General features: G+C 61.0%; 25 protein-coding genes. 14 read left to right on the top strand and 11 right to left on the bottom strand.

All coding sequences use genetic code 11. From position 1 onward, the window contains the following. Nucleotides 1–90 precede the first annotated feature (90 nt). Complete coding sequence (locus HX855_RS27785; RefSeq protein WP_177089221.1) at nt 91–987, bottom strand: LysR family transcriptional regulator; 897 nt, start codon at nt 985–987, stop codon at nt 91–93. Between the two features lie 131 nt (nt 988–1,118). On the opposite strand from HX855_RS27785, the gene HX855_RS27790 reads away from it, so the two are divergent. From HX855_RS27790 to HX855_RS27800, 3 genes are read left to right on the top strand one after another with little or no spacing between them, the layout of a single operon-like run. Further along, nucleotides 1,119–2,411 (top strand): CitMHS family transporter, encoded by a 1,293-nt coding sequence (locus HX855_RS27790; protein WP_177089220.1) that lies wholly within the window; start codon nt 1,119–1,121, stop codon nt 2,409–2,411. Nucleotide 2,412: 1 nt separating this feature from the next. Then, entirely contained in the window at nt 2,413–3,744 is a 1,332-nt protein-coding gene (locus HX855_RS27795) for an acyclic terpene utilization AtuA family protein (protein ID WP_177089219.1), read from the top strand. After that, nucleotides 3,741–4,061: a hypothetical protein gene (locus HX855_RS27800; RefSeq protein WP_177089218.1), complete on the top strand. Its 321-nt coding sequence runs from the start codon at nt 3,741–3,743 to the stop codon at nt 4,059–4,061. Before HX855_RS27795 ends, HX855_RS27800 begins: the two co-directional genes overlap by 4 nt. A gap of 126 nt (nt 4,062–4,187) precedes the next feature. Here HX855_RS27800 and HX855_RS27805 read toward each other — a convergent pair whose 3' ends face one another. The 5 genes from HX855_RS27805 to HX855_RS27825 form a co-directional block, all read right to left on the bottom strand. Then, nucleotides 4,188–4,559: a glutathione S-transferase N-terminal domain-containing protein gene (locus tag HX855_RS27805; protein WP_177089217.1), complete on the bottom strand. Its 372-nt coding sequence runs from the start codon at nt 4,557–4,559 to the stop codon at nt 4,188–4,190. A 104-nt stretch (nt 4,560–4,663) separates the two neighbouring features. After that, the gene (folE, locus tag HX855_RS27810) at nt 4,664–5,209 is read right to left on the bottom strand and encodes a GTP cyclohydrolase I FolE (RefSeq protein WP_011062625.1); all 546 of its coding nucleotides are present in this window, start codon (nt 5,207–5,209) and stop codon (nt 4,664–4,666) included. A 79-nt stretch (nt 5,210–5,288) separates the two neighbouring features. Next, nucleotides 5,289–5,846, bottom strand: a complete 558-nt coding sequence (locus HX855_RS27815; RefSeq protein WP_177089216.1) for a Smr/MutS family protein — start codon at nt 5,844–5,846, stop codon at nt 5,289–5,291. A 75-nt stretch (nt 5,847–5,921) separates the two neighbouring features. Continuing rightward, nucleotides 5,922–6,242 (bottom strand): hypothetical protein, encoded by a 321-nt coding sequence (locus HX855_RS27820; protein ID WP_177089215.1) that lies wholly within the window; start codon nt 6,240–6,242, stop codon nt 5,922–5,924. Nucleotides 6,243–6,372: 130 nt separating this feature from the next. Continuing rightward, nucleotides 6,373–6,963, bottom strand: coding sequence for a cysteine hydrolase family protein (locus HX855_RS27825; protein ID WP_008433198.1), 591 nt, complete (start codon nt 6,961–6,963; stop codon nt 6,373–6,375). Nucleotides 6,964–7,203: 240 nt separating this feature from the next. Here HX855_RS27825 and prmB point away from each other — a divergent pair, with 240 nt between their 5' ends. Then, nucleotides 7,204–8,112 (top strand): 50S ribosomal protein L3 N(5)-glutamine methyltransferase, encoded by a 909-nt coding sequence (prmB, locus tag HX855_RS27830; RefSeq protein ID WP_177089214.1) that lies wholly within the window; start codon nt 7,204–7,206, stop codon nt 8,110–8,112. Between the two features lie 138 nt (nt 8,113–8,250). On the opposite strand, the gene HX855_RS27835 is transcribed toward prmB, so the two are convergent. Continuing rightward, the gene (locus HX855_RS27835; RefSeq protein WP_177089213.1) at nt 8,251–9,054 is read right to left on the bottom strand and encodes a hypothetical protein; all 804 of its coding nucleotides are present in this window, start codon (nt 9,052–9,054) and stop codon (nt 8,251–8,253) included. 100 nt (nt 9,055–9,154) lie between these two features. Continuing rightward, nucleotides 9,155–10,117, bottom strand: coding sequence for an alpha/beta hydrolase (locus HX855_RS27840; protein WP_177089212.1), 963 nt, complete (start codon nt 10,115–10,117; stop codon nt 9,155–9,157). A gap of 143 nt (nt 10,118–10,260) precedes the next feature. Between HX855_RS27840 and aroC the strand changes: the two genes are divergently transcribed. The 4 genes from aroC (at nt 10,261) to HX855_RS27860 (ending at nt 13,733) form a co-directional block, all read left to right on the top strand. After that, nucleotides 10,261–11,352 carry a chorismate synthase gene (gene aroC / locus HX855_RS27845; protein WP_177089211.1) on the top strand — a complete coding sequence of 364 codons (1,092 nt, stop codon included), beginning with the start codon at nt 10,261–10,263 and terminating at the stop codon, nt 11,350–11,352. A 148-nt stretch (nt 11,353–11,500) separates the two neighbouring features. After that, on the top strand, nt 11,501–12,652 hold the full coding sequence (locus HX855_RS27850; RefSeq protein ID WP_177089224.1) for an MFS transporter: 1,152 nt from the start codon (nt 11,501–11,503) through the stop codon (nt 12,650–12,652). 28 nt (nt 12,653–12,680) lie between these two features. After that, entirely contained in the window at nt 12,681–13,226 is a 546-nt protein-coding gene (locus tag HX855_RS27855; RefSeq protein WP_177089210.1) for an acireductone dioxygenase, read from the top strand. 231 nt (nt 13,227–13,457) lie between these two features. Beyond that, entirely contained in the window at nt 13,458–13,733 is a 276-nt protein-coding gene (locus HX855_RS27860) for a response regulator transcription factor (protein ID WP_177089209.1), read from the top strand. Nucleotides 13,734–13,787: 54 nt separating this feature from the next. Here the strand turns inward: HX855_RS27860 and HX855_RS27865 are convergent, their stop codons facing one another. Next, a complete protein-coding gene (locus HX855_RS27865; protein WP_177089223.1) occupies nt 13,788–14,066 on the bottom strand; it encodes a DUF3509 domain-containing protein in 279 nt (92 codons plus the stop codon). Between the two features lie 397 nt (nt 14,067–14,463). Between HX855_RS27865 and HX855_RS27870 the strand changes: the two genes are divergently transcribed. The 4 genes from HX855_RS27870 to HX855_RS27885 all read left to right on the top strand — a co-directional run bounded on the left by HX855_RS27870 (nt 14,464) and on the right by HX855_RS27885 (nt 17,734). Then, on the top strand, nt 14,464–16,290 hold the full coding sequence (locus HX855_RS27870) for a long-chain-acyl-CoA synthetase (RefSeq protein ID WP_177089208.1): 1,827 nt from the start codon (nt 14,464–14,466) through the stop codon (nt 16,288–16,290). Between the two features lie 96 nt (nt 16,291–16,386). Continuing rightward, nucleotides 16,387–16,902: an ankyrin repeat domain-containing protein gene (locus tag HX855_RS27875; protein ID WP_177089207.1), complete on the top strand. Its 516-nt coding sequence runs from the start codon at nt 16,387–16,389 to the stop codon at nt 16,900–16,902. Between the two features lie 41 nt (nt 16,903–16,943). After that, nucleotides 16,944–17,474 carry a hypothetical protein gene (locus HX855_RS27880; RefSeq protein ID WP_177089206.1) on the top strand — a complete coding sequence of 177 codons (531 nt, stop codon included), beginning with the start codon at nt 16,944–16,946 and terminating at the stop codon, nt 17,472–17,474. Between the two features lie 68 nt (nt 17,475–17,542). Continuing rightward, a complete protein-coding gene (locus HX855_RS27885) occupies nt 17,543–17,734 on the top strand; it encodes a PLDc N-terminal domain-containing protein (protein WP_010176042.1) in 192 nt (63 codons plus the stop codon). A 37-nt stretch (nt 17,735–17,771) separates the two neighbouring features. Here HX855_RS27885 and HX855_RS27890 read toward each other — a convergent pair whose 3' ends face one another. Beyond that, nucleotides 17,772–18,242 carry a methylated-DNA--[protein]-cysteine S-methyltransferase gene (locus tag HX855_RS27890; RefSeq protein ID WP_177089222.1) on the bottom strand — a complete coding sequence of 157 codons (471 nt, stop codon included), beginning with the start codon at nt 18,240–18,242 and terminating at the stop codon, nt 17,772–17,774. Nucleotides 18,243–18,563: 321 nt separating this feature from the next. Here HX855_RS27890 and HX855_RS27895 point away from each other — a divergent pair, with 321 nt between their 5' ends. Continuing rightward, complete coding sequence (locus HX855_RS27895) at nt 18,564–20,651, top strand: LTA synthase family protein (RefSeq protein WP_177089205.1); 2,088 nt, start codon at nt 18,564–18,566, stop codon at nt 20,649–20,651. 59 nt (nt 20,652–20,710) lie between these two features. Here HX855_RS27895 and HX855_RS27900 read toward each other — a convergent pair whose 3' ends face one another. Continuing rightward, a complete protein-coding gene (locus HX855_RS27900; RefSeq protein WP_003216767.1) occupies nt 20,711–20,863 on the bottom strand; it encodes a DUF3309 family protein in 153 nt (50 codons plus the stop codon). Nucleotides 20,864–21,192: 329 nt separating this feature from the next. On the opposite strand from HX855_RS27900, the gene HX855_RS27905 reads away from it, so the two are divergent. Continuing rightward, entirely contained in the window at nt 21,193–22,014 is an 822-nt protein-coding gene (locus HX855_RS27905) for an SDR family oxidoreductase (protein WP_177089204.1), read from the top strand. Nucleotides 22,015–22,346: the final 332 nt, after the last annotated feature.

The raw sequence follows: 22,346 nt of genomic DNA on the forward strand, positions 1-22,346 counted from the left end.
CAAAATTTCTGACACCCCCCGAAAGCGGTGTGTCAGCCAACCTATGTATTGGCTGACACACCGCTTTCGCGAGCAAGCCCGCTCCCACATTTAGTTTTGCGGTGCGCCAGATAGCTCATCATTGAGCAACTCAAAACAGCGCTGCGCCGCCGGGCTCAATGGCTGCCCACTGCGACTGATCAACCCGATTTCCCGGTTCACCCCTGGATGATCGATCGTGATCCGCTTCAACCCCTCCAGACTGTCCGCCGCCGACTCCGGCAAGATACTGATCCCCAGTCCCTGGCGCACCAACGCCAGCACCGTCGACATGTAGTTGGCCTCCATCCCCGCGAGCATCGACAAGCGTGTGTCGTCGAACAACGCGTCCACCTGTTCCCGCACACTGCTGTCCCGGCCGGTCAGAATGATCGGCTGGTCAGCCAGTTGCGCCAGTGTCAGGGCGGTATGGCGGGTCAACGGATGATCCAGCGGTACAAACGCGCACAACCGGTCATTCAGCACCGGCTCAAACGCCAGGCCATGGCTCAGCCGCGCCCGCACGCCAATGCCGAAGTCCACTTCACCCGAACGTACCTGCGCATGAATGCGATGGGCCACCAGGTCATGCAGGCGCACCTCGATCCCGGCAAAACGCTCGCGAAACAGGCGCAGGGCAGGCGGCAAGGCGCCGGCGCACACGGAGGGCAGGGCGGCGATGGTGACCACACCGCGACGCAGCGCCGCCAGGTCGCGGGAGCCGGTGACGATGTTATCCAGGTCCAGCAACAGCTTCTCCATCGGCCCACGGGCATCCATCCCGGCAGCGGTAATGCTGACGTGGCGCGGGCTGCGGTCGAGCAGGGCGACGCCCAGCCACTCTTCCAGTTGCTGCACCTGAACGGTCAGCGCCGAGGGCGACAAGTGCAGCTCATTGGCGGCCTTGGTAAAACTGCCCGTGCGGGCAACGGCGAGAAACGCCTGGATATGCTGGATCGAATTTTTCATTTTTATTCTGCTCGAGCGTTTTGTTTTTTCGAATATTGAGTGCCGAATATTCCAATTTACAAAGCCTAACGCGATTCCAATACTCCAGGGAAAACAATAACCGGCCGAAAACGCCGTTCTGGAGCTACCCCATGCTCGCTACCCTGGGTGTTATCACCATCCTCTGCCTGCTCACCGCCGTTATGAGCAAGCGCCTCTCGCCACTGGTGGCCCTGATCGCCTTGCCGATCATCGCTGCGCTGCTGGGCGGTTTCGGCCTGCAAACCAGCGCCTTCATCATCACTGGCATCAAGAACGTCGCTCCCGTGGTGGGCATGTTTGTGTTTGCGATCCTGTTTTTCGGGATCATGACCGATGCCGGCATGCTTGACCCCATCATTGATCGCATCCTGCGCACGGTAGGGACGCGTCCTACACGGATTGTCGTCGGTACCGCGACCCTGGCGCTGCTGGTGCACCTGGACGGCTCCGGCGCGGTGACGTTTTTGGTGACGATACCGGCGATGCTGCCGCTGTACACGCGGCTGGGGATCGATAAACGCATCCTGGCCTGCGTGGCCGCGATGGCCGCCGGGGTCAACTTCCTGCCGTGGACCGGCCCGGTGTTGCGCTCCTCGGCGGCGCTGCATGTGCCGGTGGCAGACTTGTTCCAGCCGTTGATCCCGGTGCAGATCGTCGGCCTGGTCTTTGTGTTCGCCTGCGCCTGGTGGCTGGGCCGCCGCGAAGAAAAACGCCTGGGCCTGGGCGCCGGTTCCAGTGTGGATGCAGTGCCGCAACGGGTGCTCAGCGACGATGACATCGCCCTGCGTCGCCCGCGGTTGTTCTGGGTCAACCTGGTCCTGACGGTGCTGGTGATGGTGGTGATGATTGCCGGCTGGGTCGACCCGGTGGTGATGTTCATGCTCGGCACCGTGGTCGCGCTGTGTATCAACTACCCGAACGTCGACGCCCAGCGCGCGCGGATCGATGCCCATGCCAAAACCGCCCTGACCATGGCCAGCATCCTGCTCGCCGCCGGGGTGTTCACCGGCATCATGCAAGGCACCGGCATGCTCAAGGCCATCGCCGAAGTGGCGGTGGCGCAGATTCCGGCGGGCCACGGCAAGCTGATTCCGGCGGTGGTGGGCTTCCTGTCGATGCCCTTGAGCATGCTGTTTGATCCCGATTCCTACTACTTCGGCGTGATGCCGGTGATCGCCGAAGTCGGCAAGGCCCTGGGCGTCGACCCATTGCAAGTAGCCCAGGCCTCGTTGCTGGGGGTGCACACCACCGGCTTCCCGGTCAGCCCGCTGACGCCGGCGACCTTCCTGTTGGTGGGCCTGTGCAAGATCGAATTGGCCGATCACCAGCGCTTCACCATCCCTTTTCTGTTTGCCGCGTCGGTGTTGATGACCCTGACGGCTCTGCTCCTGGGAGTGATTTGAAATGAAAACCTTGCGCATCGGTTCCGGCGCCGGCTACTCCGGTGACCGTATCGAACCTGCGGTGGAATTGGCCGAACAGGGCGACCTGGATTACCTGGTCTTCGAATGCCTGGCCGAACGCACCATCGCCCTGGCGCAACAGGCGCGGATCAGCGACCCACAAGGCGGTTACGACCCGTTGTTGAGTGAGCGCATGCGCCGTGTGCTGCCCTTTGTCGGCCAGCCCGACGGCCGCCGGCGCTTGCGGGTGATCACCAACATGGGCGCGGCCAATCCGGTGGCGGCGGCGGTTGAAGTGCGGCGGATTGCCAGCGAATTGGGGCTGAACCCCAAGGTGCTGGCGGTGGTGGGGGATGATGTGCTTGAGGTGTTGCGCCGCGAGCCGGAGCAGTTGCTCGATAACGGCCAAACCGTTGGATCATTGGGTGGCCGGCTGATTTCCGCAAATGCCTACCTGGGGGCCGAGGGCATTATCGACGCCCTGCGCGCCGATGCCGACGTGGTGATCACCGGCCGGGTGGCGGACCCTTCGTTGTTCCTGGCACCGCAGATGTTCGAGTTTGGCTGGGCTGCCGATGACTGGCAGCGCCTGGGGCGGGGTACTTTGGTGGGGCATTTGTTGGAATGTGCGGGGCAGGTCAGCGGCGGCTACTTTGCTGATCCGGGCTTCAAGGATGTGGACGATCTGGCGCGGCTGGGCTTTCCGTTGGCCGAGATTGACGCAGACGGTGAAGCCTTGATCACCAAGGTCGCCGGGTCCGGTGGGCGGGTCAGCCGTGCCACCTGCACCGAGCAATTGATCTACGAAGTGCATGACCCGGCGGCGTACCTGACGCCGGACGTGTGCGCGGACTTTTCCCGGGTGTCGTTTACCGAGGAGGCCGTGGACCGGGTGCGGGCTCATGGCGCAAACGGGCGGCCACGGCCTGAACAGTTGAAAGTCAGCGTCGGTTACCTGGACGGCTGGATCGGCGAGGGCCAGATGTCCTACGGTGGCCCGGGGGCGGTGGCCCGTGCGCAACTGGCGCGCGATGTGGTGCTCAAACGGCTGGAATTGACCGGCGTGCGCCTGCAGGACGTACGCGCCGAATTGATCGGCATGGACTCGCTGCATGGGCCGCGCAGCACGGTGGAACCTTGGGAAGTGCGACTGCGGGTCAGCGCCCGTTGCGAAGAACGCAGCGAGGCGGTGCGCGTGGGCAATGAAGTGGAAACCCTCTACACCAACGGCCCGTCCGGTGGCGGAGGCGCCAGCAAGAGCCTGCGCCAGGTGGTGGCGGTGGCGTCGTTGCTGTTGCCCCGTCACGCGGTCAATTCGAGGATCGAATCATGAAGCTGCACACCCTGGCCCACTCCCGTACGGGAGACAAGGGCGACACCTCGAACATCTCGATCATTGCGTATCGGGCCGAGGACTATCCGTTGCTTTGCGAGCAACTGACGGCCGAGGCGGTGGCGGCGTTTTTTGCGCCATTGCTGGAGGCGGGGGCGGCCCCGGTACGGCGTTACGAGTTGCCCAATGTGCAGGCACTGAATTTCGTGCTGCCGGGGATCTTGCGGGGCGGAGTGACAAGGTCGCTGGCGCTGGACGCCCATGGCAAGTGCCTGGGCTCCGCATTACTGGACCTTGAATTGGCATTACGGACTTAACCGCGCTGCAAAAACAACTGTGGGAGCGGGCTTGCTCGCGAATGCGGTGTGTCAGTCGCCGAATTCACTGACTGACACACCGCATTCGCGAGCAAGCCCGCTCCCACACTGGATCCTCGCTGTTTGTCAGACCGCCGCAAACCGCTTGTCGAGGTAATCGATGATCACCTTGGAGTCGTACATCCAGGTGGTCTGGCCATTCTCTTCAATGCGCAGGCACGGCACCTTGATCTTGCCGCCCTGTTCCAGCAGGGTCTGGCGGTCCTGCTCGTTGTTCTTCGCGTCCTTCAACGCCACCGGCACGTTCAGGCGGCGCAGGGTGCGGCGGGTCTTCACGCAGAACGGGCACGCGTGGAACTGATACAGCGTCAGGTCCTTGGCCGACTGGTCGACCAGGGCTTGAGCGCTCGCCGGGCGCTGCTGCTTGCGCGGGCGGGTGATGAAGTCGCCGATGATGACAATCTGGCCGAGGCCGACTCGAAGTGCTTTAACGAACACGGTGATAATCCTCTTGCCCTGGACTTAAGGGGTCGCAGCTTACCTGATTTTTCACAGGCGAAAAAAAACCGGCGATGAACGCCGGTTTTCCTCGGTGCCGCGTATTACTTGATCAGGCTGAGAAACTCGCTGCGGGTGGCCGCGTTTTCGCGGAACTCACCCAGCATCACCGAAGTGATCATCGACGAATTCTGCTTCTCCACACCGCGCATCATCATGCACATGTGCTTGGCCTCGATCACTACCGCAACGCCCAGGGCGCCGGTGACCTGCTGGACCGCATCGGCGATCTGGCGGCTGAGGTTTTCCTGGATCTGCAGGCGACGGGCATACATATCGACGATACGCGCGACCTTCGACAGGCCCAGCACTTTGCCGCTCGGGATATACGCGACGTGGGCCTTGCCGATAAACGGCAGCAGGTGGTGTTCGCACAGCGAGTACAACTCGATGTCCTTGACCAGCACCATTTCGCTGTTGTCAGAGCTGAACAAGGCACCGTTGGTGACTTCTTCAAGGGTCTGTGCATAACCGCGGCAAAGGTACTGCATGGCCTTGGCGGCACGTTTTGGCGTGTCGAGCAGGCCCTCGCGGGAGACGTCCTCGCCGAGTTGGCCGAGGATCGCGGTGTAATTCTGTTCCAGGGACATGAAACTACCTAGTGGGGTTTTCGCAAAGGGCAAGGGTACGGTGGCCGACACATCGCTGCAAGCCTGACGATGGCACTTGTTACTCGTCGCGGCCTTCCATCATGGTGCGCTTGAGCATCACATACACCGCACCCGCACCGCCGTGGCGAGGCTGGCACGAGGTAAAGCCGAGCACCTGGGAATGCTGGCGCAACCAGGTGTTGACGTGACTTTTGATCATCGGCCGCTTGCCATCCAGGCGCACGGCCTTGCCGTGGGTGACGCGCACGCAGCGGATTTCGAATTTGGTGGCTTCGGCGAGGAACGCCCAGAGGGTTTCGCGGGCTTTTTCGACGGTCATGCCGTGCAGGTCAAGGCTGCCCTCGAACGGGATCTGGCCAACCTTGAGCTTGCGCATCTGGCTTTCCTGCACGCCGTCGCGGGCCCACATCAGCTCATCTTCGGGGCCTACATCGATAACGAATTGATCCGACAGGCCGTCCACGGTGGTGGCGTCCGTGCGCACGGTCGCCGCCTGGCGCAGCTTGGCGATCTGCGCGCGGTCGGTCTTGGGTTTGCCGGTTTCGGCGCGATCGTGCTTGATCGGCTTGACGCCGCGCAGCTCGCTCTTGAACAGGGAAAAATCGTCGTCTTGCATGTCAGCCTCCGCGAAGGGCGGGCAGTTTACCTAATCGCGGCGGCTTGATGCGCAACAAACGCTATCTGGACGCCATCAGTCGTGCTTTTTCATCAGGTGGGAAGCGATGTTCAGTGACAACGGCTGGCGCATGCGCCGACGGCAACGGCGCCACAGCCATACGCCGAACCACAGCACCAGCAGGCCGATCACCAGCAATATTGCAGAACCGCCCGGGCTGGCATTCAGCTCGCCCAAGGCCGGTGAATGTCCAGACAAACCGGCGGCGCCAGCCACTGCCAGCAGTACGCCTACTATCGCGAACAGCGCGGCAAAGCCGGCGCCGATGCGCAGACGCCAGTTGCTCGGGCCCTTGGGGCGCAAGCGACGTGCATCAAAACCATCGGATATCTTCATTCCGACCTTTCCTCCAGGGTATCGGCCCTTCGACCGGAAGATACACAGGTTGTTCCGGGTACAGAGGCAATTGCAGCAAATGACAGGCTTTTGCGGATGAGCGGGCGGCTACCCGCTCATCGGAGGTCGATCAGATCAGATCTTTGGTCAGGGCGAGGGTGGCGAAGTTGTCAGCCATGATGGCCATTTCGGTCTGCTGCACATGGTCAGCGCTGAGGATGCCCCCCTTGTAAGGCAGGTCACGGGTGGCGCAGGCGTCTTCCACCAGGGTGCAACGAAAGCCCAGGTTCTTCGCCGCGCGCACGGTGGTGCTGACGCTGGAATGGCTCATGAAGCCGCAGACGATCAGGTCCAGGGAACCGAGGTCTTGCAGGTGCTTCTCAAGGCCGGTGCCGTGAAAGGCGCTGGGCAGCAGCTTGCCGATGATGGTTTCGTCAGCCTGTGGCTCAAGGCCTGGAATGAATTCACCGCGTTCGCCCTGGGGGTCAAACAACCCGCCGACGGTGCCCAGGTGGCGCACATGCACGATCGGGCGCCCGGCGTTGCGCGCGGCAGCCGCCAGTTGCTTGATGTTTTCGACAGCCGCGTCCATGCCCGAGAGGGCGAGGGGGCCGCTGAGGTATTCCTTCTGGGCGTCGATGATCACGAGGGTCGCATGGTTCAGGTTCGCCGCTGCGTAACCACGACCGCTGAGTTGAAACATCGTCTTTGGAACGGACATTCTGGGGCTCCTGTGAGTGGGGCTTTTGTGACATTGTCCTCTGGCTGAGCGCTTCTGTGAATCGCTACCATCGTAAGGTACGCCGTTGTTGGCGTGCAGCGATGTCAATAGGGCACTACGTTTACACAAAAAGCACGTTTAAGATGAAAACCGACGTGCGGCAAAGGGTTTTTTCGTACATCGTCGGTACAGCTTAAGGCTGTTAGAATCGCCGGTCGTTTTTTCCAGGAGCTTGCCCCCGTGATCACTTCTCGCCTGCGCACCTTGCGCGACCATATCCGTTGGGCTGTCAGCCGTTTCCATGGGGAAGACCTGTTTTTTGGCCATGGCACCGACAACGCCTGGGACGAAGCCCGGCAACTGGTGCTCGGCGCCTTGCACCTGCCCTGGGAAATCGCCGACAGCTACCTGGATTGCAACCTGGAAGAAGAGGAAATCTCCCACGTGCAACGGTTGTTGCACCGCCGCATCCATGAGCGCGTGCCCACCGCCTACCTGTTGAAAGAAGCCTGGTTCTGCGGCATGTCGTTTATCGTCGATGAACGCGTGCTGATTCCACGCTCACCGATTGGCGAGCTGATCGAAAACCGCTTCGAACCGTGGCTGGGCACACCGCCGGCGCGCATTCTGGACCTGTGCACCGGCTCCGGTTGCATCGGTATTGCCTGTGCCTACGAGTTCCAGGACGCTGAAGTGGTATTGGGCGACCTGTCCTTCGAAGCGCTGGAAGTGGCCAACCAGAATATCGAGCGCCATGGCGTCGACGAGCGGGTGTATACCGTGCAGGGCGATGGCTTTGACGGTTTGCCGGGCCAGCGTTTTGACCTGATCGTGTCCAACCCTCCGTATGTGGATGCCGAAGACTTTGCCGACATGCCGGACGAATACCAGCACGAACCGGAACTGGGCCTGGCGTGTGGGGATGACGGTTTGAACCTGGTTCGGCGGATGCTGGCCGAGGCGGCGGATCACCTGACCGAGAAGGGCTTGTTGATCGTGGAAGTGGGTAACAGCCAGGTTCACGTCGAGGCGTTGTACCCGGAAGTGGACTTTGCCTGGCTGGACTTCCAGCGCGGTGGGAATGGCGTGTTCATGTTGACGGCCGAGCAGTGTCGGGCTCATCAGGCGGTGTTTGCCGCCAGGGTCTGATCTAACGGCAGGAATACGGTCAGTGTGGGAGCTGGCTTGCCTGCGATAGCGGAGTGTCATTGCCGGGGATGCTGGCTGATACACCGCTAATCGCAGGCAAGCCAGCTCCCACATTTGTATCCGGTTTCTGCAGAAGGATTACCGATGTGTCGCAATCCAGATCAACAACCCCGCCTGAAACACGGTAAACGCCACCAGGCAGGTAATCGTGAAGCGCAACCCGCTGTCTTCGCGCTTGAACTTGGTGACCTTTTCCTCTTCCTTGCGCAGCTTCACTTCCTGCTCCGCCAGGTTCTGCTCGGCCTGTTGCAGCATCTGCGCCGCTTCCAGAATTTCCACAAACTGCAGCTTTTCAGTGTTCCAGCTGTCCAGCACATCGCTGACCTTGCCGGGCTGCACGTTGCCCTTCAAATGCTGGACATCGGCATACGCCACATCAAACCCCTGGATGCGCAGGAAGTGATCCCGCCGCAGGCGCGTGGCTTCATTCAGTGCGTCCTTGTTGGCCAGGTCAACGCCGTCGACGCGATAGTGCGACCACTTCTTTTTCGCCCATGCGGCGCCCTGGGCCACCAGGAAACGCCCGATGCCGCGGTTTGCCGGTTCGATCTCCAGGCTGTTGCCCGGACCGAAATGCACCCGCTGGGTGGTGTGGTCGACCCAGATATCCAGGTGGTTCTGTTCCCGGCGCACCCGCTGGCCAGGCAATTGAATGACCATGCGCAGCAGGCTGTTGTCTTTGTTATTGCGTTCGGCCCAGCCAAATTGCACAAAGCGCAGGGGCCGTACGCCGGTGGCGCGGTCGGTGGCCAACGGGGCCAGGCGCAGCATCTTGAAATGTTCGGCCTGTACCTCCGCCCACGGTAACGCGGCCGATGCGGCGGCCTCGGTTTCTGCCGTGGTCTCGGCGGTTGATTCGGGTGTTGCTTCGGTGTTCGTCATTCGGCGCGATCCTGTCCAAGCTCTGCGGGCCGACAGGCTTTTTGCTGTCGACCCATGGCTTATCGGCCGTTTTACTCAGGACTGGAGGGGCAATACTCGCTTAACTGGCGCGAAGTCCGTCGATAAAGCGAACCAGGCGCGTGCCCAGTTCGGCAGCCAGCGGCAACTGTGGGTCGTTATAGGATTCCAATTGCTGCTTCACGTCATTGGGCACGATGCGCATCACGTGGTTCATGCCCTCGATCACCGTCAACTCGGCGTCCGGCTTGGCCTTCTGCAGTTGTTGCGCATCGGCCACGCCGACTTGCAGGTCGTTGGTACCCTGGACGATCAGTGCCGGCATTTTCAGTTTGGCAAAGGCCGCCGACGGATCGGCGCGGAACAGGCTGATCAGGTAAGGCTGCACGCTGGGTCGGAAAATGCCCTCAAGCGGCGTGGGCACATCGGCATCCACCTGGCCGGCCTTGAGGTGGTCGAGAATCTGGTTGCTGCGCAGTAACAGCGCGGGCGGCATGTGGTCGGCCAGTTGCTGGCGAATCACCTGGTCCACCGGGCGGGCGCTGCCGGACAGGGAAATCACCCCGGCCGGATCGAGCTGTGGGGCGGCGAGGGCGGCCACCAGCGCACCTTCGCTGTGGCCCAGCACAATCAACGGGCCCATGCGCGGGTCGGCCTTGAGCAACTTGCCCCAGGCCACGGCGTCGGAGACGTAGGCGTCCAGGGTCAGGTTGCGTTCATCAGGGGTGGCGGCCAGGCTGGCGGCCACGCCGCGCTTGTCGTAGCGCACGCTGGCGATGTTGTGTTTGGCCAGTACCCAGGCCAGGCGCTTGAGGCTGTCATTGCGCGCGCCGTCGGCACTGTTGCCGTTGCGGTCGGTGGGTCCGGAGCCGGCAATGATCAGCACCACCGGCACAGGCTTGTCGGATTTGGGCAATAACAGCGAGCCAAACAGCTCGCCGCTGCCGGTGTCCAGGCTGATGGGCCGTTGCAGCACGACAGGGGAGGCGGCGAAGCCAAGGCTGGAAAACAGGGTAAGGGTCAAAAGCAGAACTCGCAGCATCATCGCGCCATCATGAGGAAGGTGCCGGTTGGACCAACGTCTACCGGTAAGGTTTCGAGGATGAACTAGTCGGTTAGCCTGCGTATACTGGCCGCCTTAAGTTATTACGGTTGACTTGATTCAACTGATTTCACGGAGCGCCCTGCATGTCCGGCAATACCTACGGCAAGCTGTTCACTGTTACCACCGCGGGCGAAAGCCATGGCCCGGCGTTGGTCGCCATTGTCGACGGCTGCCCGCCGGGCCTAGAGGTGTCCCTGGAAGACCTGCAGCGTGACCTCGACCGCCGCAAGCCCGGCACCAGCCGCCACACCACCCAGCGCCAGGAGGCCGACGAAGTCGAAATCCTCTCCGGCGTGTTCGAAGGCCGCACCACCGGCTGCGCCATCGGCCTGCTGATTCGCAACACCGACCAGAAGTCCAAGGACTACTCGGCGATCAAGGACCTGTTCCGCCCGGCCCACGCCGACTACACCTACCACCACAAATACGGCGAGCGCGACTACCGTGGCGGTGGCCGCAGTTCGGCGCGGGAAACCGCGATGCGCGTGGCAGCCGGTGCAATTGCCAAGAAATACCTCGCGACCCAGGGCATCGTGATTCGTGGCTACATGAGCCAGCTGGGCCCGATCGAAATCCCGTTCAAGACCTGGGACAGCGTCGAAGACAACGCCTTCTTCTGCCCCGATCCGGACAAGGTGCCGGAACTGGAAGCCTATATGGACCAGTTGCGCCGCGACCAGGATTCCGTCGGCGCGAAAATCACCGTGGTGGCCGAAGGCGTGATGCCGGGCCTGGGCGAGCCGATCTTCGACCGCCTCGACGCCGAACTGGCCCACGCGCTGATGAGCATCAACGCGGTCAAGGGTGTGGAAATCGGCGCCGGTTTCGCCTGCGTGGCCCAGCGCGGCACCGAGCACCGTGACGAGATGACCCCCGAAGGTTTCCTCAGTAACAACGCCGGCGGCATTCTCGGGGGCATCTCCTCCGGCCAGCCGATCGTTGCGCACCTGGCCCTCAAGCCAACGTCCAGCATCACCACGCCGGGCCGTTCGATTGATGTGCACGGAAACCCGGTGGACGTTATCACCAAGGGCCGTCACGACCCCTGCGTCGGCATCCGCGCCACGCCGATTGCCGAGGCAATGATGGCCATCGTTTTGATGGACCACCTGCTGCGCCATCGCGGGCAAAACGCCGATGTGAAGGTCAGTACGCCGGTGTTGGGCCAGCTGTGACGGTGTGTGGCGAGCGAGCTTGCTCGCGCTGGGCTGCCAAGCGGCCCCAAAGCCTGCAACCCGGTATTACCTGGAGAAATGCGGCGCTTCCAGTGGGGCCGCTTCGCGACCCAGCGCGAGCAAGCTCGCTCGCCACCCGCCACTTATGCTGACGGAAGCACTCCCGTACTGGCGACTCTCCAGCTTCTACCTGTTCTATTTCGCCCTGCTGGGGGCGACGGCGCCGTTCCTGGCGCTGTACTTCGATCACCTGGGGTTCTCCAGTTCGCGCATCGGCGAGCTGGTGGCCATCCCCATGCTGATGCGCTGCGTGGCCCCCAACCTGTGGGGCTGGCTGGGGGATTACACCGGCCGGCGCCTGGCCATCGTGCGTGTCGGCGCGCTGTGCACCCTGGTGAGCTTCTCGCTGATCTTTGTCAGCAAGACCTACGCCTGGCTGGCGCTGGTGATGGCCTTGCACGCGTTCTTCTGGCACGCGGTGCTGCCGCAGTTTGAGGTCATTACCCTCGCGCATTTGCAGGGCCAGACCTCGCGCTACAGCCAGGTGCGGTTGTGGGGCTCCATCGGGTTTATCCTTACCGTGGTGATCATGGGCCGCCTGTTCGACGGGCTGAGCCTGGACATCTACCCGGTGGTGGTCGTGGTGATCATGGCGGGCATCATCGGCGCCAGCCTCTGGGTGCCCAATGCGCAGCCGTTGAACCAGGGTAACCGCCTGGCCGGTGACGGCTTTTTGCGTCAACTGCGCAGCCCCGGCGTACTGGCGTTTTATGCCTGCGTGGCGCTGATGCAGATGAGCCATGGCCCGTACTACACCTTCCTCACGTTGCACCTCGAACACCTGGGTTACAGCCGGGGTGTGATCGGCATGCTGTGGGCTTTGGGCGTGGTCGCGGAAGTGTTGATGTTCCTGGCCATGAGCCGGATCCTCACGCGCTTTTCGGTACGCCGGGTGCTGATGGCGAGTTTCCTGCTGGCGGCGCTGCGCTGGCTGCTGCTGGGCTCGTTCGCGGAATTCTTCTGGGTGCTGTTGCTGGCGCAGGTGATGCACGCCGCGACCTTCGGCAGTTTTCACGCAGCGGCCATCCAGTTTGTACAGCGCAGCTTTGGTGCTCGCCAGCAGGGCCAGGGCCAGGCACTGTATGCCGCGCTGGCCGGCACCGGCGGTGCGTTGGGCGCACTCTATTCCGGTTATAGCTGGAACCTGCTGGGGCCGACCCTGACCTTCAGCATTGCCAGCCTTGCGGCTCTGGCCGCCGCCCTAATCATTGGCATTCGATTGCAAGAGGAGCGGCCATGAGCCGCTCCCGTGACAGAGGAAGAGTTTGATGAGCTATCTCGCGGTTTACCACGTCTCCACCCCCGATACCCCGAACAAGGTGCTGACGCATCAGGACGATATCGTTTCGACCCTGGCCGAGCTGGGCGTGGGCTTCGACCGCTGGCAGGCCGCCACCCGGCTTGAGGCGGGTGCCAGTGAGGGTGAGATCATCGCGGCCTACCAGGTGCCCATCGACACACTGATGACCGAGCGCGGTTACACCCACGTCGATGTGGTCAGCGTCAGCAACGACCACCCGCAGAAAGCCGAACTGCGCGCCGAGCGGCTCGACGAACACCGCATGGCGCAAGACCACGTACGCTTCTTCGTCGCCGGTCGTGGGCTGTTTACCTTGCACATCGACGACTATGTGTACGCGGTGTTCTGCGAGAAAAACGACCTGATCTCGGTGCCGGCCGGTATCGCACACTGGTTTGATATGGGGGAGAACCCGCACTTTGTGGTGATCCGCCTGTTCAACCGCGCGCACGGGCTGGCGGTCAATCTGACCGGCGACGCGATCGCCGAGGCTTTCCCCCGGCTCGACGACTGAGTGACCCGCACAGCCTCCTGAATAGGGGGCTGCTATAAAGTGCAACCCATACAAGTTGGAAATTGTTGTGGGAAAAAACTTATAAGTTTGTGAGCAACACCTGTTTCTCGCTGGCCTTACTTAATACTTCCACTCTTTGTGTAACTCTCTCTGGTCTCAGTATTTATTCGCCTGTCAATAGGAGTAATCCGAATACGGGCGCTACTAGACCAGAAGAAGAGAGAGGCACCCATGAGCGGTCCAGAGCCACTGGAACAGCCGTCCGAGGAATCTGACAACAGTAGCAAGCGGCGTGCAGAGTTGCTGTCAGGCAAACCCCTGACCCCAAAGGAGCGGGAAATCCTGCGCTGGGCCTCTGAAGGCAAGACGGTCTGGGAAATCAGCAAGATTCGTTCAATCTCCCAAGCCACAGTGAAGTTTCACCTGCGTAACATCTACGGCAAATTGCAGGTGACTAACCGGGTTCAAGCGGTGAACGAGGCGATCAAACAGGGTTTATGCCAATAAAAAAAGGTCGTGATGCGCAACGGCACCACGACCTGTTCGGGTCCTGCATGACGGTCAAGCCGAATGATAAGTCGGCAGGGCAAAGCGGTTCTGGCTTTGCAGCATCGAAATCTGCGGCAGGTCACTGGCTTGTTCAGCCAGGTCACGGCGAATGGCGCTGATGACCCACGTCAGTTGATCGGCGGTGTGCAACTGCTGATAAGAGATCGAACGTTTGATCTGCTTGCCTTCGCTGTTACGCAAGGTCAGCAGGATGCCGCCATCAGGGCGCGCCTGGGTGGTGACGTCGAAATTGGCGAACACAGAAGAAAATTTATCTTGGATCAGGCTCATGTCTATCAGCTCCGTTAGCTCATGTTTTGCAGCGTGGAGTGATAGGTGCAGTGATTGTGCCAGCACTGACTGTCTTAAAAAGTTGTTATAAATCAACGTGTTGTGAAAATTTAGAGTTTTCGCTTTCGTGCAATTTGCATGAATGGCCATCGTGCATCCTGCATTTTGCGGGGTTTTGCCAAGTGTTTCGCCGCTGGCAGGCGGAGCAGGTCTTCCATAGTGACCGCGTCGCCGGCCGGTAAATTCCTTTTCCTTTCGGGATACAAAACTTTTCAAATCCTGCGTGTACAGCCAAAGAAAGGCTGGCGTATTTTCCTGCAAGGCATTCGGCGCCGATATGACGGTGCAAAGGGTGCTTGAGGGTCATACGAACAATAAGAAAAAGGACGTTCCCGCCATGAACCACCCGCCGAGTGACATGATCACCTGGGGCATGATGCTGCGTAAGGTGCCCGCCATAGTCCGTGCGCTGCCGCGATTGGTCCGCGGTATCCGCGTGGCCAACATCACCGACCCTGACCAGCCCTGTGGCCTGGGCTGGACCTTCGAAAACGCCGCTCAACGCAATCCCGATGGCGCTGCGTTGCTGTATGGCGACACCGTACTCAGCTACCGCCAGGCCAACCAGCAGGCCAACCGCATGGCCCATTACCTGCACCAGCAGGGCATCGGCAAGGGCGACGTGGTGGCATTGTTTATCGAGAACCGCCCCGAGTTGTTGCTCAGCGTGTTGGCCGTGGCCAAGCTGGGCGGCATTTGCGCGATGCTCAACACCTCGCAAACCCAGGCAGCGCTGGTACACAGCCTCAACCTGGTGACGCCGGTGGCGGTTGTGGTGGGCGCCGAGTTGGTCGGTGCCTATGAGGCCGTTCGCAGCCAAGTGGCAATCCACGCGGATAAAACCTGGTTTATCGCCGACCAGCAGCACACCCACGTACCGCCAGGTTATGCAGACCTCATGGCCGCCAGTGCCGCATGCCCGGCAGAAAACCCTGCCAGCACCCAGCAGATCTTCTTCAACGATCCTTGCTTCTATATCTACACCTCCGGCACCACCGGCTTGCCCAAGGCGGGCATTTTCAAGCACGGCCGCTGGATGAAGTCCTCGGCCAGTTTCGGCACCATCGCCCTGGATATGGGCCCCGACGATGTCGTCTATTGCACCTTGCCGCTGTATCACGCCACCGGCCTGTGCGTGTGCTGGGGTTCGGCAATCGCCGGGGCGTCGGGGTTTGCCATTCGCCGCAAGTTCAGCGCCAGCCAGTTCTGGGATGACGTGCGCGGCTTCAACGCGACCACCCTGGGCTATGTCGGCGAGTTGTGCCGCTACCTGGTCGATCAGCCTGCCAGCGGGCAGGACCGTGACAACCCGGTGACGAAGATGATCGGCAACGGCCTGCGGCCCGGCGTTTGGGCCGAGTTCAAGCAGCGTTTTGGCGTCGATCACATCTGCGAGCTGTACGCCGCCAGCGACGGCAATATCGGCTTCACCAACGTGCTGAATTTCGACAACACCATCGGCTTTTCCCTGATGCACTGGGCGCTGGTGGACTACGCCCATGACAGCTGTGAGCCGATTCGCGGCAGTAACGGGTTTATGCGCGAGGTGCCGAAGGGCGGCCAGGGCCTGCTGCTGGCCAGGATCGATGACAAGGCGCCGTTCGACGGCTACACCGACCCCGAGAAAAACCGCAAAGTGGTGCTCAGCGATGTGTTCCAGAAGGGCGACCGCTACTTCAACACCGGCGACCTGCTGCGCAATATCGGCTTCGGCCATGCCCAGTTCGTGGATCGGCTGGGGGACACCTACCGCTGGAAGGGCGAGAACGTATCCACCACCGAAGTCGAAAACATCCTCTTGCAGCACCCGCAGATTTCCGAAGTGGTGGCCTACGGCGTGGAGATTGAAAACACCAATGGCCGTGCAGGCATGGCCGCCATCACGCCTGCCGAATCCCTGGCCGCCCTGGACATGCGCGAGTTGCTGACGTTTGCCCACGGGCAGTTGCCGGCGTATGCGGTGCCGTTGTTCCTGCGGATTAAAGTGAAGATGGAGACGACCGGCACCTTCAAATACCAGAAGGTGAAACTCAAGGAGGAGGCGTTCGACCCGCACAAGGCGGGTGACGATCCGATCTTTGCCTGGCTGCCGGGGTCGGACAGCTACGTGCCCGTCACCGGGCAACTGCTGGCGGACATCCAGGCGGGCAAGTTCCGTTATTGATTCTGCCTATCGCCGCTTTTGGGAAAAAAGGCATGACAGGGGGGAACTCCGTCGCGAGACTGGACGCCTTATGAAACACCAGACAAGGAGCCCCACATGTCAGACCACGCCAAACAAATGACCGAAGACGAAGCCGCCGAATTTGCCGAGCAGGTGTTCGACGTGGCCCGCAAGGGCGATGCCGCGATGCTGGCTGCGCTGCTGGCCAAGGGCTTGCCGCCGAACCTGCGTAACCACAATGGCGATACGCTGCTGATGCTCTCGGCCTACCACGGTCATGCAGACGCGGTGAAAGTGTTGCTGGAATTCAAGGCCGACCCGCAGATTGCCAACGACAAGAACCAACTGCCGATTGCCGGCGCTGCGTTCAAGGGCAACCTGCCGGTGGTCAAGGCGTTGATCGAAGGCGGTGCGTTGGTCGAGGGCGCGTCTTCTGATGGCCGTACGGCGCTGATGATGGCGGCGATGTTCAACCGCATCGACATGGTGGATTACCTGCTCAGCCAGGGCGCCAACCCCACGGCCACCGACGCCCAGGGCGTGACCGCGTTGACAGCGGCCCAGACCATGGGGGCGGTGGATACGGCGGCGCAGTTGCAAAAACTGGTGTAGGCTTTGCGCCCTCAAAACCAGCCCCGTCACAGGACCACCCCATGAAAAGCGCACTCGTCGAACTCATCAGCAAAATCAGCTCCGGCTGCATGAGCGAACCCGAGATCGCCAGGGTGGCGGACGAGGCGGCCCAGGCTTACGCCGATGCTGACGCTTTCCTGGCGGCCAACCCGGACATCAACTACGACGACACTTTCCCGATTCCCCTGGGGGAGTGGATCGTTGTCGGCAGCCTGCCGGACACCGTGCTGTTCCAGGCCGACTCTTACCAGGACCTGTTCGCCCAGATCGTTGCCTCGTTCGGCCCCGGCGTGGCGTTCAACCTCAAGCCCAAGCAATTGGCCAAGACCGAAGCCCTGACCGCGCTGAACCGCATCCAGGTCCAGATGAGCGCGCTCAACCCGGAAAATGGTGGCTACGTGCTGGTCAACTTCAGCCAGTTGCTGGACGACGAGATCCAGGCCGTGCTGGTCTACGGCAATGACGTGCCACGGGTGCTGGCGTTGTGTGCCGAAGTCGGGATCAAGGGCGAACCGTCCCTGGAAGCCCTGCGGGTTGCGGTCCACGTCTGAAATAAAACGGAACCCCTGGCCACGGCTGACTATCCTAAGCAGGCAAGCCCTCACTTAGGAGCGATACCATGGGTTCCACTTTTAATGGCCTGATCGGGTTGATCATCCTGGCGCTGGATATCTGGGCGATCATCAACGTGTTCAAAAGCGGCGCGGGTACCGGCGCCAAGGTGCTGTGGATCCTGTTGATCCTGCTGCTGCCGGTGTTGGGCTTGATCATCTGGGCGATCGCCGGGCCGCGCGGCAACGTGCGGATCTGATCCCCGGGCAAGGCTTCCGTGCCCCGCACGGGAGCCTTCAGATCAACCAGCTGCCTTCCAGCTCCAGCAACTTCACCTTGTTTTCAATCCCGCCGCCAAACCCCACCAGGGTTCCATCGCTGCCCACCACCCGGTGGCACGGGATGATGATGGAGATCGGGTTGGCGCCATTGGCCGTGCCCACCGCGCGGATCGCCTTGGGATTGTCCAGGTGCTGTGCCTGTTGGCCATAGGTCCAGGTGCGCCCGTAGGGAATCTGCAACAACGCTTGCCACACCTGTTGTTGAAACGGCGTGCCCACCGGTGCCAGCGCCAGGTCGAACACTTCCCGCTTGCGTGCGAAGTACTCATCCAGTTGCCGGCGCACTTCATCCAACTCGTTAGTTGCCAGGGTCCACTCTGCCTGCACCGGGCATTGATGCACGTTCATATACAACAAGCGCAATCCTTGTTCATCCGCCGCCAGTAATAGCGGCCCGAGCGGACTTGGGTGGTAGCAATAAAACATCATGGGCAATCCAAAAGGGCAGTGGGCAAAGATACGGCCCTAAGTTGCCCGCTACAATCCCGGCTGTTTTTTGTGTGTCGAGATATTCGCTGTACAAAATTTTCACATTCCATCCAAGACAATTCGCCGGCTATTTTCCCGCCCGAGTGCTCTAAGACGAGTGCCAACAAACGGCCGGAGTGAGTAATCAATGGCGTTGCCGGCGTTGATCGGGCACCATTTGCGCCATCGCGTTCACCACCTGCCCCAGCCTGACTGGGTGGGGGCGGGGCGCCGCTGTATTCATTCGCAACTTAAACTTCCAATGGGTCCTAAAACGACATGGCAAACCCGGACGCCCTGAATCAGCAGCGAGCTTCTAATCGCTTGCTGCAACCGACCGTCAAATCCCATCTGGCGTACACGCTGCTTTGTGCCTTGATCATGATGGTGATGTTCTCCCTGCTGCGCCTGGCGCTGCTGGTCTACAACCGCGAGATGATCCTCGACACACCGGCCTCGACCTTCCTTGAAGCGTTCGCCAACGGCCTGCGCCTGGATATTCGCCTGGTGATGTACGTGCTGGTCCCGCTGTTGCTGGCCTTGTTCAGCGTACGTGCCATGGCGGCTCGCGGGTTTTTCCGCTTCTGGCTGACGGTCGCGTCGAGCATCGCGCTGTTCCTGGGCCTGATGGAAATGGACTTCTACCGCGAATTCCACCAGCGCCTCAACGGCCTGGTCTTCCAGTACGTGAAGGAAGACCCGAAAACCGTGATGAGCATGCTCTGGTACGGTTTCCCGGTGGTGCGCTACCTGCTGGCCTGGGCCGTGGGCACGCTGATCCTGAGCATCGCCTTTAAAGGCGCCGACCGTGCAACCCGCCCACGCGGCCCGTTCAGCGGTGGCAGCATCGGCACCCGCCAGGTGGCGCCGTGGTACACACGCATCGCGGTGTTCGTGGTCTGCCTGCTGGTCGCGGTGGTCGCCATCCGTGGCACCCTGCGCCAGGGCCCGCCACTGCGCTGGGGTGACGTGTACACCACCGACTCGAACTTCGCCAACCAGTTGGGCCTCAACGGCACGCTGTCGTTGATCTCGGCCGCCAAGGCGCGTTTCTCCGAGGAGCGTTCGAACATCTGGAAAGCCACCCTGGAACAACCGCTGGCCACCCAGACCGTGCGCGACATGTTGGTGCTGCCGAGCGAGAAGCTGGTAGACACCGACACTGCCGCCGTGCGCCGTGACTTCACGCCGCCGGCCGAGAAGACCCTGCCGATCAAGAACGTCGTGGTGATCCTGATGGAAAGCTTCGCCGGTCACTCGGTGGGCGCCCTGGGTCGCCCGGGCAACATCACGCCGTACTTCGACAAACTGTCCAAGGAAGGCCTGCTGTTCGACCGCTTCTTCTCCAACGGCACCCACACCCACCAGGGTATGTTCGCCACCATGGCGTGCTTCCCGAACCTGCCGGGCTTCGAATACCTGATGCAGACCCCGGAAGGCAGCCACAAGCTCTCGGGCCTGCCGCAGTTGCTCAGCGCCCGCAAGTTTGACGACGTGTATGTCTACAACGGCGACTTTGCCTGGGACAACCAGTCGGGCTTCTTCAGCAACCAGGGCATGACCAACTTCATCGGCCGTAATGACTTCGTCAACCCGGTGTTCTCGGATCCGACCTGGGGTGTGTCTGATCAGGACATGTTCACCCGTGGCCTGGAAGAGTTGAAGGCACGTGAAGGCGGCAAGCCGTTCTATGCGCTGCTGCAAACCCTGTCCAACCACACGCCGTACGCGTTGCCGACGCCATTGCCGGTTGAGAAAGTCACCGACCGTGGCAGCCTCAACGAGCATTTGACGGCCATGCGCTACTCCGACTGGGCCCTGGGCCAGTTCTTTGAAAAGGCCCGCAAGGAGCCGTACTTCAAGGAAACCCTGTTCGTGATTGTGGGCGACCACGGCTTCGGCAACGAGCAGCAGATCACCGAGATGGACCTGGGCCGCTTCAACGTGCCGATGCTGATGATTGCACCGGGCATGCAGGAGAAGTTCGGCGAGCGTGACCACACCGTGGGCACCCAGATCGACATCGTGCCGACCATCATGGGCCGCCTCGGCGGTGACACCCTGCACCAGTGCTGGGGTCGCGACCTGCTCAACCTGCCGGAAGGCGACAAGGGCTTTGGCGTGATCAAGCCGTCGGGCAGCGACCAGACCGTGGCCTTGCTCACCGGTGACCGGGTGCTGGTACTGCCTAAGGAAATGCCACCGAAGTTGTGGGAATACGAACTGGGCGCCAACCCGACCGGGAAAGTGATTCCAGAATCGCCGGACGAGGCTGCGTTGAAGCAGAAGCTCGAGTCGTTCCTGCAGACGGCTACCAAGAGCCTGTTGGATAACACCGCAGGCGTGGTGGACGGCAAGCCGGATTAAACACCCGCGCATAAAAAAAGAGGCCTTTTAAGGCCTCTTTTTTTACGCGTTTTAAAGCGTTATATCTTGCCGAGCAACAGCAGAATCAACAGCACTACCAATACGGTACCGAGAATACCCGATGGCCCGTAACCCCAGTTGCGCGAGTGAGGGAACACTGGCAGACCGCCGACCAGCAGGAGGATCAGAATAATGATAAGAATGAGGCTCATGTGTTGTTTTCCTTATTGTCTTCTGAAAAGACCTGTTATTTAACGAATAGGCCCGACAGCTGTTACGGACGCCTTACTAACTCCGACCGGTGTGTTCGAAGGAAAATTCCGTGTTTTTTTAAAGCTTTTTGCTAAGTTGCTTATTTCCTTTAACTGCGTTGCAAATACCCGTCCTTAGTTTAAATAAATTGAACTTGGCGGGTTTCCCGCCATCCGACCCGGCCCACGGTTTGCCTGGGGCATTCAGCAGTCTGATGGTGCGTGGGTGGGGGAAAAACCTTCGCTACACTGCGGCTCACTTCTTCCGTGAACCACAAGGCTACTTTCCTATGCAAAATCGCATGATGATCACCGGCGCCGGTTCTGGCCTGGGTCGCGAAATCGCTCTGCGCTGGGCCCGCGAAGGCTGGCAACTGGCCTTGTCGGACGTCAGTGAAGCGGGCCTGCAAGAAACCCTCAAGCTCGTGCGCCAGGCCGGTGGTGACGGTTTCACCCAGCGTTGCGACGTGCGCGACTACAGCCAGCTCACTGCCTTCGCACAGGCCTGTGAGGAAAAGCTCGGCGGCATCGACGTGATCGTCAACAACGCCGGCGTGGCGTCGGGCGGGTTCTTCAGCGAACTGTCCCTGGAAGACTGGGACTGGCAGATCGCAATCAACCTCATGGGCGTGGTCAAGGGCTGCAAGGCGTTCCTGCCGCTGCTGGAAAAGAGCAAGGGGCGCATCATCAACATCGCCTCCATGGCTGCCCTGATGCAGGGCCCGGCCATGAGCAACTACAACGTGGCCAAGGCCGGCGTGGTGGCGCTCTCGGAAAGCCTGCTGGTGGAACTCAAGCAACAGGAAGTCGGGGTGCACGTGGTGTGCCCGTCGTTCTTCCAGACCAACCTGCTGGACTCGTTCCGCGGGCCGACGCCGGCGATGAAGGCCCAAGTGGGCAAGCTGCTGGAAAGCTCACCGATTACCGCCGCAGAAATCGCCGACTACATCTACCGGCAGGTGGCTGAAGGGCAATTCATGATCCTGCCCCACGAGCAGGGGCGCGTGGCCTGGGCGCTGAAGCAGAAGAACCCGCAGTTGCTCTATGACGAAATGACCGTAATGGCGGACAAGATGCGGGCCAAGGCTCAGTCGCAGGCGGTGAAAGGTTGAATTTCAGGTGAGCAACTGATGTGGCGAGGGAGCTTGCTGTGGCGAGGGAGCTTGCTCCCGCTGGGCTGCGCAGCAGCCCCAAAAACCTGCCACCCAAGCCTTCCTGAAAGAATGCATTAACCTTATTGGGGGCGCTTCGCACCCCGGCGGGAGCAAGCTCCCTCGCCACAGAGATCGCCTGCAAATATGAACATATCGTTTGGTTCTTGGGTGTAATTCGAGATTATTCACAGCCTGTCTGTAGGGTAATTTACCCTGATGTGTAAGACATGCCTGTTTAGCCTGAAGGCCATTGATGGTGATAGCCGGGGAGCGCAAGGTCAGGGTTCGGA

Origin of the sequence: Pseudomonas sp. IPO3778 (assembly GCF_013386825.1) — a bacterium.
Classification (GTDB): domain Bacteria; phylum Pseudomonadota; class Gammaproteobacteria; order Pseudomonadales; family Pseudomonadaceae; genus Aquipseudomonas.

What these genes read in the sequence shown, in the direction of transcription:
- aroC (WP_177089211.1), top strand. Translation starts at nt 10,261, where the DNA reads ATGTCCGGCAATACCTACGGCAAGCTGTTCACTGTTACCACCGCGGGC.
- HX855_RS27900 (WP_003216767.1), bottom strand. Translation starts at nt 20,863, where the DNA reads ATGAGCCTCATTCTTATCATTATTCTGATCCTCCTGCTGGTCGGCGGT.
- HX855_RS27815 (WP_177089216.1), bottom strand. Translation starts at nt 5,846, where the DNA reads ATGCAAGACGACGATTTTTCCCTGTTCAAGAGCGAGCTGCGCGGCGTC.
- HX855_RS27840 (WP_177089212.1), bottom strand. Translation starts at nt 10,117, where the DNA reads ATGATGCTGCGAGTTCTGCTTTTGACCCTTACCCTGTTTTCCAGCCTT.
- HX855_RS27790 (WP_177089220.1), top strand. Translation starts at nt 1,119, where the DNA reads ATGCTCGCTACCCTGGGTGTTATCACCATCCTCTGCCTGCTCACCGCC.
- HX855_RS27895 (WP_177089205.1), top strand. Translation starts at nt 18,564, where the DNA reads ATGGCAAACCCGGACGCCCTGAATCAGCAGCGAGCTTCTAATCGCTTG.
- HX855_RS27875 (WP_177089207.1), top strand. Translation starts at nt 16,387, where the DNA reads ATGTCAGACCACGCCAAACAAATGACCGAAGACGAAGCCGCCGAATTT.
- HX855_RS27825 (WP_008433198.1), bottom strand. Translation starts at nt 6,963, where the DNA reads ATGTCCGTTCCAAAGACGATGTTTCAACTCAGCGGTCGTGGTTACGCA.
- HX855_RS27870 (WP_177089208.1), top strand. Translation starts at nt 14,464, where the DNA reads ATGAACCACCCGCCGAGTGACATGATCACCTGGGGCATGATGCTGCGT.
- HX855_RS27800 (WP_177089218.1), top strand. Translation starts at nt 3,741, where the DNA reads ATGAAGCTGCACACCCTGGCCCACTCCCGTACGGGAGACAAGGGCGAC.
- HX855_RS27880 (WP_177089206.1), top strand. Translation starts at nt 16,944, where the DNA reads ATGAAAAGCGCACTCGTCGAACTCATCAGCAAAATCAGCTCCGGCTGC.
- HX855_RS27885 (WP_010176042.1), top strand. Translation starts at nt 17,543, where the DNA reads ATGGGTTCCACTTTTAATGGCCTGATCGGGTTGATCATCCTGGCGCTG.
- HX855_RS27835 (WP_177089213.1), bottom strand. Translation starts at nt 9,054, where the DNA reads ATGACGAACACCGAAGCAACACCCGAATCAACCGCCGAGACCACGGCA.
- HX855_RS27860 (WP_177089209.1), top strand. Translation starts at nt 13,458, where the DNA reads ATGAGCGGTCCAGAGCCACTGGAACAGCCGTCCGAGGAATCTGACAAC.
- HX855_RS27855 (WP_177089210.1), top strand. Translation starts at nt 12,681, where the DNA reads ATGAGCTATCTCGCGGTTTACCACGTCTCCACCCCCGATACCCCGAAC.
- folE (WP_011062625.1), bottom strand. Translation starts at nt 5,209, where the DNA reads ATGTCCCTGGAACAGAATTACACCGCGATCCTCGGCCAACTCGGCGAG.
- HX855_RS27865 (WP_177089223.1), bottom strand. Translation starts at nt 14,066, where the DNA reads ATGAGCCTGATCCAAGATAAATTTTCTTCTGTGTTCGCCAATTTCGAC.
- HX855_RS27820 (WP_177089215.1), bottom strand. Translation starts at nt 6,242, where the DNA reads ATGAAGATATCCGATGGTTTTGATGCACGTCGCTTGCGCCCCAAGGGC.
- HX855_RS27795 (WP_177089219.1), top strand. Translation starts at nt 2,413, where the DNA reads ATGAAAACCTTGCGCATCGGTTCCGGCGCCGGCTACTCCGGTGACCGT.
- HX855_RS27890 (WP_177089222.1), bottom strand. Translation starts at nt 18,242, where the DNA reads ATGTTTTATTGCTACCACCCAAGTCCGCTCGGGCCGCTATTACTGGCG.
- HX855_RS27785 (WP_177089221.1), bottom strand. Translation starts at nt 987, where the DNA reads ATGAAAAATTCGATCCAGCATATCCAGGCGTTTCTCGCCGTTGCCCGC.
- HX855_RS27905 (WP_177089204.1), top strand. Translation starts at nt 21,193, where the DNA reads ATGCAAAATCGCATGATGATCACCGGCGCCGGTTCTGGCCTGGGTCGC.